Consider the following 16,424-nt stretch of genomic DNA (forward strand, 5'->3'; position numbering starts at 1 on the left):
GGGTGTTGGATGTTGGACGTTGAATGTTTCCTTCCTTTCCCTCTCATGCACCCTCCCCGTCTCATCTTCGACTGCCATCTTGACATCTCGATGAACGCGATGGAATTCAATCGCGACCAGCGCTGGTCGCTGGAAAAACTCCGGCGCTGCGAACTCGGCGGAGGGCCCCTGCCCGTGGATGCCGAGCGCCATCGCTCGCGCAATACCGTGTGTTTTCCCGAGCTGCGCCGCGGACGCTTCGGCGTCATCGTCGCCACGCAGATCGCGCGCTACTCGCCGCGCTTCCACAATCTTCCCGGCTGGCGCAGTCCGGAACAAGCGTGGGCGCACACCCAGGGGCAGCTCGCCTACTACCGCACCATGGAAGCGTGCGGCGAAATGGTGCAACTCCGCACCTGGCCCGAGGTCGAGGCGCACGCGAATAAATGGAAGGATGCCACGGACGAAGAAGCGGAGAAACTGCCCATTGGTTATCTGCTCAGCCTCGAGGGCGCGGACTCGATCCTGAGCTGGAAACATCTCGAGAAATCGCGCGCGGATGGACTCATCGCGCTCGGCCCAGTTCATTACGGGCCCGGTATCTACGGGCACGGCACGGATGACGAAGGTCCGCTGCCACCGATCGGTCATGAATTGCTCAAGGAAATGGAACGCCTCGGTATCATTCTCGATGTCACCCATCTCTGCGACGAAAGTTTCTGGGACGCCCTCGCGCATTACCAGGGGCCGCTCTGGGCCAGCCATCACAATTGCCGCGCGCTGGCCAATTGGAACCGCCAGCTCGCCGACGATCAGATCAAGGCCCTCATCGAGCGCGGCGCAGTCATCGGCATGGCCTTCGACGCGATCATGATGGTCCACAACTGGGCCCACAAACGCTCCAGGCCGGAAGACTTCGGATTGAAGATCGAAAAGATCTGCGAGCACATCGATCACATCTGCCAGATCGCCGGCAATGCCCACCACGTGGGCATCGGCACCGATCTCGATGGCGGCTTCGGTACGGAGCAAACGCCCATGGATCTCAACAGCATCGCTGATCTCGTAAAGATCGGGCCGCTGCTCGCCGCCCGCGGCTACCCGCAGACCGATATCGACGGCATCTTCCACGGCAATTTCTTCCGCTTCCTCCGCGAGCATTTGCAATGAGCGAGACACCGAGTGGCGCAACTCACGTTCGTTATGCGCTGCTCGGGGTGGCGACGGCGAACGCGTTCCTGCTCTATCTCGATCGCATTTGCATGACCACGGTCGTGCATTCGCCCTCGTTCCTGCGCGAGCTACACCTCAGCGAAGCGGATGTGGGCAACGTACTCTCGTCGTTCTTCTTTGCCTACGCACTCGGCCAGCTTCCCGCCGGTTGGCTGGCGGATCGTTTTGGACCGCGACGCATGCTCGTCGCTTACATTGTCCTGTGGTCGGCTTGCACGGCGCTGACCGGCCTGGCGACCAGCATCGCGGCGATCGTCATCGTGCGGTTGGCCTGTGGTTTATCCGAGGCCGGGGCGTATCCCGCGAGTGCGCGGGTCATCTCCCGCTGGTTTCCGTTCGGCCATCGAGCGAGGGCCAATTCCTTCGTCGCCTTCGGCGGCCGGCTCGGTCTGGCGCTCGCCCCGTGGCTTACTGTGGAGGTCATCGCCCGGCTCAATGGCTGGCGGCCGGTGCTGTGGATTTACGGCGGCATCGGTCTGACCCTCGCCGCGGCAACCTTTTTCACCTTTCGCGACGAACCCGCACTGCATCCCTGGACCAATGAGGCCGAGCGCGAACTCATCCGCAGCAGCGGCCCGCCGCCGTCAAAACCCGATTACCGTTTTCCGTGGCTGGAACTTCTCTGCCACCGCGGGCTGTGGTTGCTCAGTCTCGGTGCCATCGGCCTGAACTTCGGCTGGGCGCTGCTCGTCACCTGGCTGCCGAAGTATCTGCAAAGTGTGCGCGGCCTGGATGAGGAGGACGCCAACTTCTCAGTCACGATCGTGCTGGCCTGCGGAGTAGCCGGCGTGCTTTTTGGCGGCTGGTGGTGCGATGCGCTTAGCCGCTGGTTCGGGTCGCGCTGGGGACGACGATTGCCCATCATCATCGGTGGGCTCATCGGCACCGCGGCCTATCTCGTCTGTCCTTCGCTGCACTCGGCGCGTGGCGTCATCATCGCCTGTGGACTCGTGGCCTTCGCTACCGACAGCGCGAATCCCGCGATCTGGACACTCAGCCAGGACATTGGCCGCGGCCACGTCGCGGCCACACTCGCCTGGAGCAATATGTGGGGCAATCTCGGCGCCTCGGCAGTGGCCAAGACAATTCCGCTGGCGCTGGCCAGCACAATGCATCGCGCCGATTGGAGCGAAGTCTTCTGGATGTGTGCGGCGAGTTTCCTCATTTTCGCCGGCTGCGCGCTTTTCATCGATAGCACGAAGCCGCTGGCGAACCCGTTCGCGCCGCGCGAAGAACGTGCGCTGTAGCGGCGCCGTCCCGGCGATACATGGAGAGATGCGCCGTTGCAACAGGCTCAAGGCCCCGAGCTTGTCGAAGGGCTCCTGCGCGTTCCCACTCTTCCCGGGCGGAGGCGGAGGAAATATTGGGGAGCACGCGCGAGCGTGTCCCTCCGTCGTTCCCCGCAGCGACTAGTCGCTTCGCTACCTGCGAACACTCACTTCCCCAGCTTCAGCAGCATGATGTCGTTGCTGCCCTTGCTCGTCAGTTTCGTTGAGCCGTAGGTCGTCTCGCCGTCAAATGCACCGGAAAGGAAAATGTTCCCCGCTTTGTCGCGAACGATGCAATAGCCCAAATTTCCCCGCGTTCCGCCGTCCGCGCGCAACCAGCGCAGGGCGCCGTTTTCATCGAACTTGGCGGCATAAATGTCGCGCACGCCCTTGGCCGTCATCATGGTGTCCCCCATCGTCACCGTGAATTGGAATTCGCCGGTCACATAGCTGTTCCCCGCCTCATCCGCCGCCACGCACAGCGCGTAGTTTACGCCCTTGCCATTGCCCGTGCGCACCCAACGGAATTTGCCGTCGCGATCCAGCTTCGCGGCGAAGAGATCGTATTCCTTTCCATTCGCCGGGTCTTTTCCGGTCGCCTGGAATTTCTGCCCACCGATCGCCAGCGTGTCCTTGAACATCCCACACACGCTCACCCCACCGTGCCCATCGAGAGCGACTGAAGTGAAAGCGGCGTTGGAAGAGCCATCGCCGCCGAAAGTCCACAACGCCTTGCCATTCGTGTCGTACTTCACTGCGTAGACGTCGCGGCCGCCTTTACCCGTCAGCGTGAGATCGCCAAACGTCTCCACCCCGGACGCGCCGCCCACCACTACCGCATTCCCCTCCGTATCCACGGCGAGGTGTTCGCCTGCGCTGCTACCGACACCGCCCGCCACCCGCAGCCACGCGAGCTCCCCGCTCGTCTTGAGCTTCGCCAGGAAGGCATGACCGCTCTTGCTGTTCTTCGTCGAGACGCCCATGAATTCGCAATCGCCGACCATCGCGCCCGTGAAGTAGCAATTGCCCGCCTTGTCCACACCGATGCCGTGGCCGTAGTCGTAGCCCGCGCCGCCACCGGATTTCAACCACTGGATCTTTCCGGAGGCATCGTACTTGGCCACGAAAAGATCGTAGTCCCCACCGCGGTTCTCGAAGGCCAGCCCGTCGAACGTCGCATCCGTACTTAGACAATGACCAGTCACGAAGACATTGCCTTGCGCATCCACCGCCACACCATATCCGCGGTCGGTCTTACTCCCGCCGCCGGTGCGCGCCCACAGGCACTTTCCTGCGGGCGAATATTTCGCCACAAAGAAGTCGAGGTCTCCTTTGCTCTCGACCGTGAAATCGCCAAACGTCCCGGTCTTCGAGAACTCGCCCGTCATGTAGATATTCCCCTCGGCGTCCGTGGTCAGGCCGCGCGTCTTGTCCGCACCGACGCTTCCCGCTTGCTGGGCCCAAACAAAGTCCGGCGCTTTTTCCGGTAATTCGGCGGCTGACAAACCGCGCTCAATGGTGGAAACAAATAGGAATGCGAAGGCTACGCGAAGGGAAACAAGGGGGTTCACGCAGGACAAAACCCGCTAGCGGATCATCGCTTAGGTTAAGTTCAACAAAGACTTGCAGGGGCAAAATACGTAGGCATAATACGTGCTATAACTTTCAGAATGACTGAGCTCACTGTAATTCTAGCCATCCTGTCAGTCCTCGGCCATGCCCTCGCCATTTTCTGGCCGCGCAAGCCATTGAAGGAGCGCCTGGATGAAAACGGCTTCCCCATTCTCTGGTGCAATAACGACGAGAAGCAGAAGAACGTTGCCTGCGTGTGGGACGACGTCACCGAGCATCCTGTCGTCGCGGCTCATGGCGACGTGGCGCACCGTCGCAGCGCCTGACTGGCATTTTCTCCGTTGACCGTTCGTTTTCCGCTTTTAAAAGCGGCAGTCTTTCGGCAATAGGGTGCATTCATGAGCGCGTCGCCGCGCGAATCTCATTCAAACCCTATGAAATATCTTCCCCTCCTCTTCGCCGTCGTCATTGGTTGCACCGCCGTCCCCGTCACCACTTTTGCCAAGGACAGGAGGGACGATTGGGGCGACTACTCCAAGCACGTGAAGGAAGATGTAAAGGCGCTGGAGGATCACTACGACCAAGTGAAGGCTCGCGTGAAAGATCAGGCCCAGGGCGACCGCCGCCTATGGTCTGGTCTGCACGACATCAAATCGAACATCGACGGCATCGTCGACGACCAAAAGAGTGGCCGTTACGAGGGCCTGCGCTCCCGCGTCCAGCAGGCCAACGACGATCTGAGTCGCCTGCAGGCTCAGATGGAGCACAATAACAACCGCCGCGGCGGTTACTATCGGCGCGACTAAGGCCGGATCGAACCCGTCTTACGCCTCGGCCGCCCGCTGGCGATTGAGCAGCACCTTGCACGCGCTCTTGATGCGCGTGAGGATGTAATAGACTGTCTGCGAACGGATGCGGACGAGGTGGCCGCCGACGATCTTCGGAACGAAGTCCGCCGGCAGTTCCAGAATCTCGGGAATCTGCAAGCCATCGAGCCCCTTGCAGAGGATCGAGGTCATCGCCTTGGTCAGCGTCTGCACCTGCGGCCCGAGCGTGATCCGGAAGTGCGCCCGCTTCTCCGCGTCCAGGCGCAGGAACACGCCTACCGTATCCGTACACTCTTCATCCTTGCGCACGTCCTCGAGGTCGAAGGTCTCGCCCTCTTTCGGTTCATGCTTTTTCGCCTGCTCGGAATACGCGATGAGATTCTCCCGCTTTTCCTCCTCCGGCAACGTCTCGAAGAGATGGATGATCGAGGCCAGCTTGCCCGGATAATGCGATTCGGGCGAATCCTCGGTCGGTTCGTGACTGCCTGAGCTCATGGAGTTAGTTGCTCCGCTCGATGGGGGCGCGCACCTTGTTGCCCCACTCCGTCCAGGAGCCGTCGTAGTTGCGCACCTTCTCGTAGCCGAGCAGATAGGTGAGCACAAACCACGTGTGGCTGCTGCGTTCGCCGATCCGGCAATACGCGACGATGTCCTCGCCGGGATGCAGGTTGCAGCCTTCGGTGTAAATCTTGCGCAGTTCGTCGGCTGACTTGAAGGTCGCGTCCTCCTTCGCCGCTGTCTTCCACGGCACGCTCTTCGCACCGGGAATGTGGCCGCCGCGCAGCACGCCTTCCTGCGGATACTCCGGCATGTGCGTGACCTCGCCCTTGAACTCGCCCGGCGAGCGCACGTCGATGAGCGGCTTCTTCTCCTGGCTCTGCGCGAGGGCGTCTTCGTAAAACGCGCGGATCTCCTTGTCGAGACGCTTCGCCGGCACGGGATAATTCGTCGCCGGATACTTCGGCTTTTCCTTGGTCAAAGACTTGTCTTCCTTCACCCACTTATCGCGGCCGCCGTCCAGGATCTTCACCTTGGTGTGGCCGAAAAGGCGGAACGCCCACAGGGCATAGCACGACCACCAATTCGACTTGTCGCCGTAGAAAATGACCGTCGTGTCGGGTCCAATGCCATTTTTCGAGCACAGCTCGGCAAACGCCTCCGGCGAGATGTAGTCGCGGACCAGCGCATCTTGCAGATCCTGGCGCCAGTCGATATGCACCGCGCCGGGAATGTGTCCGGTATCATAAAGCAACACGTCCTCGTTGCTCTCGACGATACGCGTGTTCGGCTCGTTCAAGTGCGCAGCCAACCAATCGGTGCTCACTAGCGCCTCGGGGTGGGCATATTGGGATGTAGAATCGCTCATAGGTCTATCAAAACTAGTGGCAACCCGGCGTCATGCTCAAGCGGGTTTGCTGTCATACTCTGCCTGGCCTCAAGCTCCAAACACCCGCGCGATCTCCTGCTGCATCCCTTCCGCGGCGGCCTTGGGATCGGGAGCATTACGGATGGGACGCCCGACCACGATATAATCCGCACCGGCGCGGAAAGCCTGCTCCACGGTCATCGTGCGCTTCTGGTCGTCGCTGCCTTTCTCCGATTCTGCACGAATGCCCGGGGTAATGAGGATCGGCTGATCGCCCAGTTCGCGACGCAACCGGGTCGCTTCCTGTCCAGAGGCAATGAGTCCATCGATTCCGGATTCGATCGCTACACGCGCCCGCTGCAACACGAGGTCCTCCACCGCTCCGCTCCAGCCCATCTCCCGGACCTCGTTTTCATCCACGCTGGTAAGCACCGTTACGGCCAGCAGGCGCAACGAGCCTTTCACCGGCACTACCGCACGATAAACGCCGCTGGTCCCATGCAGCGTGCAAAAATCCGCGCCGTGACGGACAAGATTCGCCATCGCCCCTTTCACCGTCGCCGGCACGTCGGAAAATTTCAGGTCCGCGAAGACCTTCTTCCCCCGCGCCTTCAATTCCGCGAGCAGCGTGAAGTATTCGCCGCTCATGCAGAACTCGAGGCCGATCTTGTAAAACGTCACGACATCGCCCAGGCGGTCGACCCAGGCCCGCGCCTCGGCCAGGGTGGGCACATCGAGAGCGAAGATCAGGCGGTCGCGCGGATCGATCGGTTTCTTGGAAAGCAGGGAATCGGTGGACATGTCGATCGGTCTTTTTCGGTCAATCCCGCTCCAGGCTCAACGCCGAACTTCACCCTCGCACCATTCCCGCCACATCGCACGAAAGGCGTTTTCGATGCCGCGAGCGAATCGCGCTCCATCCATCAGGACCGAGGCCTCCATGCGCGGGCGCAACGTCTTCCGCAGTTCCGCGAGGCGGGGGACATCTCCTGCCAATCCGGCGGCGATCTTCACATACTCCTCCTCCGAAAAGGCCACCAACTCCCGCAACCCGAGATTCGACAACTGGCTTAATCCACCGCGCGAGACGACCGCCTCCCCCGCCCGGCTCACCACGGGCACCCCCATCCACAGCGCGTCGAGGCTGGTCGTGTGTCCATTATAGGGAAAGGGATCCAGCATCACGTCCACACGATGGTATCGCTCCAGGTATTCCCGCCGCGGACCTTCCGCGACAAACTCGATCCGTTGCTCTCGCACGCCTTCCGCGCGCATGATCTCCAACACCCGCTCGCGATGACTCCCCGGAGGGCTGAGCAACAGGAGACGCGAGTCCGCCACCGCCGCCAGCACCCGTGCCCAGAGCTTGAGCAGGGGCTCGTTGATCTTGGTGTAGTTGTTCAAGCTCGCAAACGTCACCCGGCCCGTTTCCGCCGCCGGCAATGCGTTCACCGGCACCTCCATCCCACAAGGATCGTAACACCAAAAGCTGTCGATCAAATAGACGCGCTCCCACGATCCTGCGTTCTTTTCCACGCCACCCTCGAGATATGCATCGCTGATCCGGCAACGAATCGCGTCCACCCCGGCGCTTCCCGGGTAACCGGCAAAACTCACCTGCACCGGCGCCGGTTCGCGCGCGAAGACCGGCAAACGATTCCCCGCCGTGTGCAGCGCGAGATCGACGAGGATGTCCACTTCGTCCTGCCGGATCATCTCCGCCACGCGCTCGTCCGATTCGCGGGAGATCTCACGCCATTGGTCCGCGAGGCCGCGGAACTCCGCCGTTCGTTCGTCGGGATGAAGGACCTCGGAATAGCAAATGACTTCAAAGTCCTCGTGATTCCGATTTCGGAACAACGGCAGCAAGTTTCTCCCCAGGGTGTGATCGCGCAAATCCGGCGACACATAGCCGATGCGTAACCGTCGGCCGCCATTCCGATCGTTCGCATGGGCCCGCACGGACGGCGTCACCGGGTCGCTGAACCGGCGGTTCCAGCGACGATGCTCCTCGGCGATCTCGTGCGCACCCACCCCGGGCAGATAGTGCAGCAACGAAATCAGGTTGCTGAATACGCCCGCACTGGCACCCGGACATTCCGCCGCGCGACGAAAAGCGGCCAGCGCCTCGTCACCACGCCCCTGCGCTTTGCAGGCATTACCGAGATTGTTGTGTGCCTCCATGTAATCCGGCCGGAGCTCGATGGCACGGTGGTAGGCCGCCCGCGCTTCATCCAATCGGCCGGCACCGCGCAAGGCATTGCCCAAATTGTAATGCGCCTCCACATAGTCCGACTGCAAGGCGAGCGCCTGACGCAGCGCCGCCATGGCCGCGTCCCAATCCCCTCGATCGACCAGCGCCGCTCCGAGATTGTGATGAGCTTGCGCAAACTGCGGATCGATCTCGATGGCCCGCCGATACGCCGCGATCGCTTCATCCAGCTTCTCTTGCTGAGTCAACACGACCCCGAGATCGAACCACGAATCCGCGGCATCCGGCCGGCGCCGCAAGACCAGCCGATAATGCGCGTTTGCTTCATCAAGGCGCCCCTGCTCCGCCAGGCACGCCGCTAGATTGCGATGCGCGTCCAGGTGATCGGGCAGCAAGTGGATGCCTTGGCGAAGCGCTTCGATCGCCTCCCCGATCTGCCCGTTCTGCCGGAGTGCCAGGCCCAAATTGGCATAGGCCGCGCCGAATTGAGGATTGTGCCGCAGCGCAGCTCGATACGCTTCGATGGCCTCAGCGAATCGCCCCAGCGCCCGGTACGCTTCGCCCAAATTGGACCAGGCCGAAGCACTCACCAATCCCAGTTCGAGCGCCCGGCGAATCCAATTCACCGCCTCGCTCTCCCGCTCGCATTGATGGGCAATGACCCCGAGCAAATGATGCACCTCCGCATGATTCGGATCGACCGTGAGAATCTGCCGGTAAATTCCTTCCGCCTCCCGCAACTGTCCTGCTTCATGATGCTGGATGGCCAGCTTAAGCGCTTGAGGAATCGTCACTGGGGGCATGTTGCTGCGGCCCGTTGTCGGCGATTCACCGCGACCGCTCAACGCAGAACTTCCGTCGTGACCGCCAATCCTCCTTTGACACCCGCCGAGCCGCCTGCTCCCTTCCAGCGATGGTCCATCGACCGGTGCCAACCGTCCACTTCAACGAGAAATGACCAGCGTCACCGAACTTCCCTTCAATCGCTTCGTCGGCCTTCAAAGCGCTGCGGCGCAACCGCAACTCCTGCAGCTACCGGCCAGTCCTAGTTACCTCAATCACCTCGGCACCGTCCACGCCAGCGCCCTGCTGGCGCTTGCCGAAGCATCCAGCGGCGAATTTCTCCTCCGCCATTTTGGCGGCAGCGACAGCCTCGTCCCGGTAGTCCGCCACATTGATGCCAAATTTCGCAAGCCGGCCAACGGCGCGGTTACATCCATTGCGAGCGCGACACCGGAAGCGCTTGCCGAACTGGAAACCGCTCTCGCCGCCAAAGGCCGAGGTCTCCTGGCCATCGCCGTGGAACTCCACGATGAGTCCGGCACACATGTCTTGAGCGCCACCATCGAGTGGTTCCTCCAGCGACGCCGCTAAACAATCGCGCTCGGCTTTGGCTTGGAGGATTTCTCGCCCGCGCGGAAGGGCGCGACTTTGACCACGTTTTCAGGATCGTGGTCGATCAGTTGCAGCCAGTCCTCGGTGAGATCGCCCGGCGGGAAGATATCGTTCTCGAGATATTCGGCATCGAGCGAGGCGCGCAGGTCGTCGAGGCTGATGCCTTCTTCCTGCCCGCTGGCGATAGCCCGCTTGATGGCCAGGCCCTTCGCCCGCTCGACGATGCTCGCGATGATCGCCCCGCTGACGAGGTCGCCGCGGAAAAGCGTCTCCTTCTTGCCCGAGCGCAGCGTGATGCTGAGGAACCGATTCTCATCGCGATGGCCGAATTGCAGGTCGATGATCTTGTCGATCAACAGATCGACCGCTTCCGGAACGCCGCCCGCTTCGCGCACCAGCGCGGGATCGTACGGGAGATTCGGCGCGAGATAGATGTGATAGATCTCGCGGGCGCCTTCGCGCGTCGGCCGGGCGACCTTGATTTTGCGGTCGATGCGACCGGGACGCAGGATCGCCGGGTCGATGAGATCGGCGCGGTTGCTGGCCAGGATGATCACCACCTCGGCGAGCGATTCGATGCCGTCCATCTCCGTGCAGAACATGGGCACGAGCGTGGAGAGAATGTTCGAGTAGCGCGAGGCCCGCCGCGTTCCCAGAATGCTCTCCGCTTCATCGATGAAGAGAAAAGGCAGATAACCCTCGCGGCGCTTTTCACGCGCGGTAGCGAAGATCTCGCGCACGATGCGTTCGCTTTCGCCGACCCACATGTTGAGGATCTCCGGCCCCTTGATGTGCATGAAGTATTCACGCATCTCCTCGCCGGTCTGCTGCTTGAGCTGTTGGGTGAGATTGTAAGCCGTGGCCTTGCCGATGAGCGTCTTGCCGCAACCCGGCGGGCCATGCAGCAGAAAACCTTTCGGCGTGGAATGCTGGAACCGCTTGAACAAATCGGGATGCAGCAGCGGCAATTCGATGGCATCGCGGATCGCTTCCAACGCTTCCTTTTGACCGCCCACTTTTTCCCACGGCAATTCGGGCACGCTATCCAGATAGTATTCATCGCTGTGCGGCCGGGCGAGCACCTCGATGGCGATTTTGTAATTCGGATCGGTGCGCACTTCGTCGCCCGCCTTGAGCTTTTCCTTGAGCAGCAAGTCGCCCCGCTGGAGGACCAGCGATTGCACCCCATGCTCCGTGCCCACGCGAAGACGATCGGGTCCGAGGACTTCGCTGATCTTCACGACCGGGCCGCTGCGATCAAAACCGAGATCGCCGACGATGACGTAAGCTTCATTCACGAGCACCCGCGTCCCGCGACGCAGCGACTCGATCGGCACGCGCGGGTCGACGTTGCAATAGTAGTCGCTGCCGCCCACCACGATCTGCGCCGTTTCGCGGTTCGGCGCTCCGAGAAAGGTGCCGATGCGATTGGCCGGCGACGTGACCTTCTTGATGATCGCGTCCATTTTCTCGATCGCCTGGCGCGCGTCGGCCATCGTGTCCTGCAATTCACCAATTTCGACCCGGAGGTCGATGAGTTCGCCACGCACGACATCACCCGGCGGAATGGAGGAGATGATGCGGTCGAGACGTTCCAGCGGAGAAAGCGCTTCTCCATGCGGGCTGAAGTCGAATGATTCTTCGTCCATCGTTGAGAGTTTTTCGATTATACTGCTGCACACGCCGTGCCGCAAATCGCCTGTGCAATTTCGCGCCGTTTTCTTCAGGTGCGTCGTGTGGAATAGAAAACGCGCTTGTAGGGCGGCGATCTTCGCCCCCACGCGTGGACACATGGTCCGCGTGCGGCCGGACGGCGGTCAGGATGGCCGCCCGACAACTCGCGCTCTCTGCCAGTGGGCTAACCGGCGGTTCCCAATCCGTCAACCACCGCAAAAAAGCGGGCGCGGCCGAAGCCGCGCCCGCTGGAAATGCACCACCGAGATGGTGGAGAAGTCTTACTTCTTCTTGGTCTTCAGGGCCTTTTCCAGGGATTCGGACGAGGTATAAATGTTGCGAATACTCGGATTGTAGTTCGACGCAAAGGTCTTCAAATCGGCATCCTGGCTCGTCTTGCCGACCTGCTCGGTTTCATGGTCGAGGCGCTTGCTCTCCTTCAGCATTTCGCCCACCCAGTCGAGCAGAGGCTTGTTTTCAAATCCCTTTATCGGCGGCTTGGCAAAAGCCTTGGTCGCCCGCTCCACGTCGTTCTTGTCGTTGCCCACCAGTTCCGTCGGCAACTTCAGTCCATGGGCTTCCACGATCTTGTTCAGCGCTCCCTGGGCCGCGGTCATGTCCTTCACCGTCGTGTCCCGGAGGCGATTCTGCGCCGCCTGAGTCTGGTCGGTGGACGCCGGGAGAGTCTTCGCCATCTGGATCAGAAACATGAAGGCGTTGATGGCATTCCGCACATACTTCTCATCCTCCGCGGCGAGCGGTTTCGGCTTTTCGGCGGGAGCAGCAGCCGTGGCGGCTGCAGCCGGCGCGGCCGCGGGTGCGGGCGCTTGGGCAAACGCACTGGCACCGAGGAGCGCGCAGACGGCGGCGGCGGAAAGAGAATGAGAGACGATCGGGAGGAACGTGGATTTCATAGATGAGGGCACAATATGCAGCAGGATCGCTTGCTACGAGCAAGCTGGATTCGTCCTTGCCAGCCAGTTCCGTGCCTTTTTTCAACGCGGCCCTTTCATCCGGAGACGAAGTCGGCTAGAGGTTTCCTCCCCTGTGAAGAAAATCGTCTCCCTCCTCGTCTGGCTCGCCGTCGCCCTCCTCGGAGCTTTCGGTTATTGGACCATCGCCACGCAACGCCACGAACCGGTGAATTCCGGCTTCATCCTCATCGCCGCGCTCTGCTCTTACGCCATCGGCTACCGTTTCTATTCCAAATGGATCGCGGCCAAAGTCCTCGCGCTCGATGACCGCCGGGCCACACCCTGCGAGGTGCATGAGGACGGCAAGGATTTCGTGAAGACAAACAAGTGGATTGTCTTCGGCCATCATTTTGCGGCGATCAGCGGACCGGGACCGCTCGTCGGTCCGGTGCTGGCGGCGCAGTTCGGCTTTCTGCCCGGCACTTTGTGGATCGTCATCGGCGTCGTCCTCGGCGGCGCGGTGCAGGATTTCATCATTCTCTTTGCTTCCATGCGCCGCGACGGACGTTCGCTGGGGCAAATGATAAGGGAGGAACTGAACTCGGTAGTGGGCTTCTTCGGTGTGGTCGCCATCCTCGCGATCATGATCATCTTGCTGGCCGTGCTCGCGCTGGTTGTGGTCAAAGCGCTCGCCGAATCGCCCTGGGGCATTTTCACCGTTGGTGCGACGATTCCCATCGCCATGTTCATGGGCATTTATCTGCGCGGCGTGCGCGTGGGCAAAGTACTGGAGGTTTCGGTGATCGGCGTGGTGCTGTTGCTGCTCGCCGTCTGGGGCGGCCAGCTCGTGCACACCAGCCCGACTCTGCATCAGGCCTTTCTCGTCAAGGCCGAGCCGCTCGCCTGGGCAATCATCATTTACGGTTTCTTCGCCAGCGTGCTGCCGGTATGGCTGCTCCTCGCGCCGCGCGATTACCTCAGCACGTTCATGAAGCTGGGCACGATCGGTTCGCTGGCCATCGGCACCCTGCTCGTGCTGCCCACGATGCACATGCCGGCGATCACCAAATTCGTCGATGGTTCGGGCCCGGTCATTGGCGGCAAGCTGTTCCCGTTCTGTTTCATCACCATCGCCTGTGGCGCGATCAGCGGCTTTCACACGCTCATCTCCAGCGGCATCACGCCGAAGATCATCACGCGTGAAAGCTACTCGCGACCGGTTGGCTATGGCGCAATGTGCCTCGAATCGTTGGTCGCCATCATGGCGATGATCGCCGCGTGCACGCTCGATCCGGGCGTGTATCTCGCGATGAATATGCCGGGCAAGGATCCCGTAGCGGCGCAGGCGGCAGTCACCGCCTCGGGACTGACGCAGTTCACGCCGTCGACCACCCAAGCCGGTTACGTCGAGACTCCGGTGAGCATTTCGCCCGAGACGATGAAGAGCCTCGCGGCGGAGATGAAGGAGGACTCGCTCTATGGCCGCACCGGCGGCGCGGCAACCCTCGCCGTGGGCATGGCGGTGATCTTCGGCAAGCTCACCAACGGGCGCTGGCTGGATCTCTGGTATCACTTCGCCATCATGTTCGAGGCGTTGTTCATCCTCACCACGCTCGACGCCGGCACGCGGGTCGGCCGCTATTTGCTGCAGGATGCGTTCAAGAAGCTCATTCCTTCGTTCGGCGATACCCGCAGCACGGGCGCCGGCCTTATCGCCAGCGCCCTCATCGTCGCCTCGTGGGGCTTTTTTCTCATCATGGGCGTGCGCGATCCCGATGGCGGCGTGCGCGCGCTGTGGCCGATCTTCGGTATTTCCAATCAACTCCTGGCCAGCATCGCGCTCTGTTTTGCGACCACGGTGCTCATTAAAATGCAGCTTCAGCGCGGCAACTCCCCTGCCTTTGCCTTCGTCACGCTGGTGCCGCTGGCCTGGTTGCTGGCGGTGACCATCGACGCCAGCGTCATCAAGGTGTGGGATGCGAATCCGAAAGTTGGGTTCATCGCCGGAGCCCATGCGGCTGAGGCGAAACTGGCCACCCTAGAAACGCAACTCGCGACGCAAATCCAGGCCGGAGACAAGACGGCTGCCGATGCTACCCAGGCCGTGATCAAGACGACGCAGACCGCGCACTTCAATGCGGTCGTCGATGCGTGGGTTACTGCCACCTTCCTCGTGCTCGTCGCGCTCATTGTGCTGCTCAGCATTTACGAATGGCTGCGTTTGCTCACCCGCAGCAAGGCGTCCATCCTCAGCGAAATGGAGCCGGTCTACCTGCCTGCGGGCTCGGTCATGGAATCGAATCCCCTGCCCGCGTTCAGCATCGCAGTGCTCGGGTTCACGCTGCTCAAGGAACTCTCCGGCGAAGCGGCCATTGATCGCGCGGAAATCTGCGCCTGCGCCCAGGCCGAGGCCTCCGGCCAGGTGCAACCCGCGAAGTACCGCCGGCAAAATGCCTTCCTCACCGCGACGGAACACCGCTATCGCGGGGTGAATCGCTGCTGCTAGGGTCGCAATTCCGGGCCACGTTCTCGGGATAGCGTCCGCAAGCTGTTCCGGGCGATTTCGCAGCCCATGAAGCATCTCGTTCCATTAGCACTTCGCTTTCGTTTTGACGGGTCATGGCTGGGCGCGATAGCGGATATCTGCGGCTACCATTTGGTGTTTCACGCTCAGTCAATTTCCGAAGGAAAACGCTGCCTCTCTTCACGGAATGGCTGTCGATAACTTCGGACGTTGGCACAATGGCGCTATCCTCTCCCTCTTTCTCATCCCTTGGGCTGCGTGGCTGGTAATTACTATTTTGCATTGCCCGCGTTTAGGGGGCCAATCCACCGAATGCCTGTTCTGGTATGCTTTCGCGTTATGGGCGTTGGTGGAGGCGATCTTGTTTACGTTCGTTCTATTTTGCAGCGCATGGCCCCTGTTGCCCTACTACATCACTCCGTTGGAAGAGGCGCACCCGGTGCGTGCTTACCTGCCGCAATTGATCCTCGCCATGATCGGACTTCTCGCGATCGGAGCAACCATCGCGCGTTTGAGGAAATGAGGAGCCGTAGTTCTTGAGTTAGGATTCGAACCTACCGTCAAAAACGCCGCTACTTTGCGGCCGGCGTGGCCGGCAATTGCGGCGGGACGATCGGTGGCAAAATCGGCGGAGGCGTGCTCCCTCCCGGCGGCGTGGCAATCGGCAGGCCCACCGTCTTCGGACTGCTCAGTGTGTCTTTGCCTTCCGGTTTTGCGGAAGCTTTGACCGTCGGCTCGGACGCGGATTTCTCCCTCTCCGCCGGCGCATCTTTTTCAGTGGGTATCGATTCTGAAGACTCCGGCGCGACCGTCGGCGGCGCGCTCCCATGCCGGAAAAGCTGGTTCGCCGCCTTCGCGCCGGCGCCGGTCATTTTCTCCACGAGATGCCGCTTCTCCTCGGCCAGCGGGATCATCTGCGCGGCGAAGGTCTTGATCTGGATGTCACTCGAATGGGTCGCCTCCTGATACGCCCCGAGCGCCTCATTACTCGCCGCCACCACGCGATCCATCGCCGCCTTGTCGAGGTTCGATCCGGAAAGCTTGGCAATCTCCTCGCCGGCCTTTTTCTGCTCCGCCGTCGGCGCCAGCGAAAGGCTCCAGCCTTTCTGCGAGGCGAGCTTGGCGATGTGCATATTTTCCTCGGCCTGCGCGGCATTGAGCGCGTCCGCGAGCCTTTTGATCACATCGGAACTCGCGCTCTTTTTCAGCAGGTCGACGAAGTAAGCCTCTTCGCGCCCGGCATCCGACACTTTCGTAAAAAACTCCAGGTCGCGCCCGCTCATCTCGCTGCTGATGAGCTTGTTGGAATTGCTGTCCGTGGAATCCGGCGCCGGCACGACGAGCATCGGCGAAGTCGGGGGCAGCGTGCTCGGCTCCGCCGGCTTCTTCTTTTTCGCGGCGAGACCGGGCGTGGCCAGCGCGAGACTCAGGAGAAGAGCGGCGGACAGCGAATGTTTCAT

At 61.4% G+C, this 16,424-nt stretch carries 15 protein-coding genes; 7 read left to right on the forward strand and 8 right to left on the reverse strand.

Going from position 1 to position 16,424, the window contains the following annotated elements; translation table 11 throughout:
- The first annotated feature begins 45 nt into the window (after positions 1-45).
- Together CFE428DRAFT_RS05170 and CFE428DRAFT_RS05175 are read left to right on the forward strand one after the other, a co-directional pair.
- The gene (locus tag CFE428DRAFT_RS05170) at positions 46-1,149 is read left to right on the forward strand and encodes a dipeptidase (RefSeq protein WP_006978398.1); all 1,104 of its coding nucleotides are present in this window, start codon (positions 46-48) and stop codon (positions 1,147-1,149) included.
- Positions 1,146-2,459: an MFS transporter gene (locus tag CFE428DRAFT_RS05175; RefSeq protein WP_006978399.1), complete on the forward strand. Its 1,314-nt coding sequence runs from the start codon at positions 1,146-1,148 to the stop codon at positions 2,457-2,459. Before CFE428DRAFT_RS05170 ends, CFE428DRAFT_RS05175 begins: the two co-directional genes overlap by 4 nt.
- A 188-nt stretch (positions 2,460-2,647) precedes the next feature.
- On the opposite strand, the gene CFE428DRAFT_RS05180 is transcribed toward CFE428DRAFT_RS05175, so the two are convergent.
- Positions 2,648-3,985 carry an SBBP repeat-containing protein gene (locus CFE428DRAFT_RS05180; protein WP_042724395.1) on the reverse strand — a complete coding sequence of 446 codons (1,338 nt, stop codon included), beginning with the start codon at positions 3,983-3,985 and terminating at the stop codon, positions 2,648-2,650.
- 165 nt (positions 3,986-4,150) lie between these two features.
- Between CFE428DRAFT_RS05180 and CFE428DRAFT_RS05185 the strand changes: the two genes are divergently transcribed.
- Complete coding sequence (locus tag CFE428DRAFT_RS05185; RefSeq protein ID WP_006978401.1) at positions 4,151-4,378, forward strand: hypothetical protein; 228 nt, start codon at positions 4,151-4,153, stop codon at positions 4,376-4,378.
- Positions 4,379-4,486: 108 nt separating this feature from the next.
- A complete protein-coding gene (locus tag CFE428DRAFT_RS05190) occupies positions 4,487-4,858 on the forward strand; it encodes a hypothetical protein (protein WP_006978402.1) in 372 nt (123 codons plus the stop codon).
- 18 nt (positions 4,859-4,876) lie between these two features.
- Here the strand turns inward: CFE428DRAFT_RS05190 and CFE428DRAFT_RS05195 are convergent, their stop codons facing one another.
- From CFE428DRAFT_RS05195 to CFE428DRAFT_RS05210, 4 genes are all read right to left on the reverse strand, one after another.
- On the reverse strand, positions 4,877-5,374 hold the full coding sequence (locus tag CFE428DRAFT_RS05195; protein WP_006978403.1) for a SufE family protein: 498 nt from the start codon (positions 5,372-5,374) through the stop codon (positions 4,877-4,879).
- Between the two features lie 4 nt (positions 5,375-5,378).
- Positions 5,379-6,245: a sulfurtransferase gene (locus tag CFE428DRAFT_RS05200; protein ID WP_006978404.1), complete on the reverse strand. Its 867-nt coding sequence runs from the start codon at positions 6,243-6,245 to the stop codon at positions 5,379-5,381.
- 69 nt (positions 6,246-6,314) lie between these two features.
- Entirely contained in the window at positions 6,315-7,046 is a 732-nt protein-coding gene (gene pyrF, locus CFE428DRAFT_RS05205) for an orotidine-5'-phosphate decarboxylase (protein WP_006978405.1), read from the reverse strand.
- 36 nt (positions 7,047-7,082) lie between these two features.
- Positions 7,083-9,260: a tetratricopeptide repeat protein gene (locus CFE428DRAFT_RS05210; protein WP_006978406.1), complete on the reverse strand. Its 2,178-nt coding sequence runs from the start codon at positions 9,258-9,260 to the stop codon at positions 7,083-7,085.
- Between the two features lie 151 nt (positions 9,261-9,411).
- Here CFE428DRAFT_RS05210 and CFE428DRAFT_RS05215 point away from each other — a divergent pair, with 151 nt between their 5' ends.
- The gene (locus CFE428DRAFT_RS05215) at positions 9,412-9,831 is read left to right on the forward strand and encodes a DUF4442 domain-containing protein (protein WP_006978407.1); all 420 of its coding nucleotides are present in this window, start codon (positions 9,412-9,414) and stop codon (positions 9,829-9,831) included.
- Here CFE428DRAFT_RS05215 and CFE428DRAFT_RS05220 read toward each other — a convergent pair.
- Positions 9,828-11,501, reverse strand: a complete 1,674-nt coding sequence (locus tag CFE428DRAFT_RS05220; protein ID WP_042724478.1) for an AAA family ATPase — start codon at positions 11,499-11,501, stop codon at positions 9,828-9,830. The genes CFE428DRAFT_RS05215 and CFE428DRAFT_RS05220 overlap by 4 nt on opposite strands.
- Before the next feature lie 306 nt (positions 11,502-11,807).
- A complete protein-coding gene (locus tag CFE428DRAFT_RS38400; RefSeq protein WP_006978409.1) occupies positions 11,808-12,440 on the reverse strand; it encodes a hypothetical protein in 633 nt (210 codons plus the stop codon).
- 133 nt (positions 12,441-12,573) lie between these two features.
- On the opposite strand from CFE428DRAFT_RS38400, the gene CFE428DRAFT_RS05230 reads away from it, so the two are divergent.
- Positions 12,574-14,946 carry a carbon starvation CstA family protein gene (locus CFE428DRAFT_RS05230; protein WP_006978410.1) on the forward strand — a complete coding sequence of 791 codons (2,373 nt, stop codon included), beginning with the start codon at positions 12,574-12,576 and terminating at the stop codon, positions 14,944-14,946.
- A gap of 205 nt (positions 14,947-15,151) precedes the next feature.
- Positions 15,152-15,487: a hypothetical protein gene (locus CFE428DRAFT_RS05235; protein ID WP_006978411.1), complete on the forward strand. Its 336-nt coding sequence runs from the start codon at positions 15,152-15,154 to the stop codon at positions 15,485-15,487.
- 49 nt (positions 15,488-15,536) lie between these two features.
- Here CFE428DRAFT_RS05235 and CFE428DRAFT_RS05240 read toward each other — a convergent pair whose 3' ends face one another.
- A complete protein-coding gene (locus CFE428DRAFT_RS05240) occupies positions 15,537-16,424 on the reverse strand; it encodes a DUF4142 domain-containing protein (protein ID WP_006978412.1) in 888 nt (295 codons plus the stop codon).

Origin of the sequence: Chthoniobacter flavus Ellin428, assembly GCF_000173075.1 — a bacterium.
Lineage (GTDB): Bacteria > Verrucomicrobiota > Verrucomicrobiia > Chthoniobacterales > Chthoniobacteraceae > Chthoniobacter > Chthoniobacter flavus.

What these genes read in the sequence shown, in the direction of transcription:
- CFE428DRAFT_RS05210 (WP_006978406.1), bottom strand. Translation starts at nt 9,260, where the DNA reads ATGCCCCCAGTGACGATTCCTCAAGCGCTTAAGCTGGCCATCCAGCAT.
- CFE428DRAFT_RS05220 (WP_042724478.1), bottom strand. Translation starts at nt 11,501, where the DNA reads ATGGACGAAGAATCATTCGACTTCAGCCCGCATGGAGAAGCGCTTTCT.
- CFE428DRAFT_RS38400 (WP_006978409.1), bottom strand. Translation starts at nt 12,440, where the DNA reads ATGAAATCCACGTTCCTCCCGATCGTCTCTCATTCTCTTTCCGCCGCC.
- CFE428DRAFT_RS05170 (WP_006978398.1), top strand. Translation starts at nt 46, where the DNA reads ATGCACCCTCCCCGTCTCATCTTCGACTGCCATCTTGACATCTCGATG.
- CFE428DRAFT_RS05195 (WP_006978403.1), bottom strand. Translation starts at nt 5,374, where the DNA reads ATGAGCTCAGGCAGTCACGAACCGACCGAGGATTCGCCCGAATCGCAT.
- pyrF (WP_006978405.1), bottom strand. Translation starts at nt 7,046, where the DNA reads ATGTCCACCGATTCCCTGCTTTCCAAGAAACCGATCGATCCGCGCGAC.
- CFE428DRAFT_RS05235 (WP_006978411.1), top strand. Translation starts at nt 15,152, where the DNA reads ATGGCTGTCGATAACTTCGGACGTTGGCACAATGGCGCTATCCTCTCC.
- CFE428DRAFT_RS05240 (WP_006978412.1), bottom strand. Translation starts at nt 16,424, where the DNA reads ATGAAACATTCGCTGTCCGCCGCTCTTCTCCTGAGTCTCGCGCTGGCC.
- CFE428DRAFT_RS05185 (WP_006978401.1), top strand. Translation starts at nt 4,151, where the DNA reads ATGACTGAGCTCACTGTAATTCTAGCCATCCTGTCAGTCCTCGGCCAT.
- CFE428DRAFT_RS05175 (WP_006978399.1), top strand. Translation starts at nt 1,146, where the DNA reads ATGAGCGAGACACCGAGTGGCGCAACTCACGTTCGTTATGCGCTGCTC.
- CFE428DRAFT_RS05215 (WP_006978407.1), top strand. Translation starts at nt 9,412, where the DNA reads ATGACCAGCGTCACCGAACTTCCCTTCAATCGCTTCGTCGGCCTTCAA.
- CFE428DRAFT_RS05190 (WP_006978402.1), top strand. Translation starts at nt 4,487, where the DNA reads ATGAAATATCTTCCCCTCCTCTTCGCCGTCGTCATTGGTTGCACCGCC.
- CFE428DRAFT_RS05200 (WP_006978404.1), bottom strand. Translation starts at nt 6,245, where the DNA reads ATGAGCGATTCTACATCCCAATATGCCCACCCCGAGGCGCTAGTGAGC.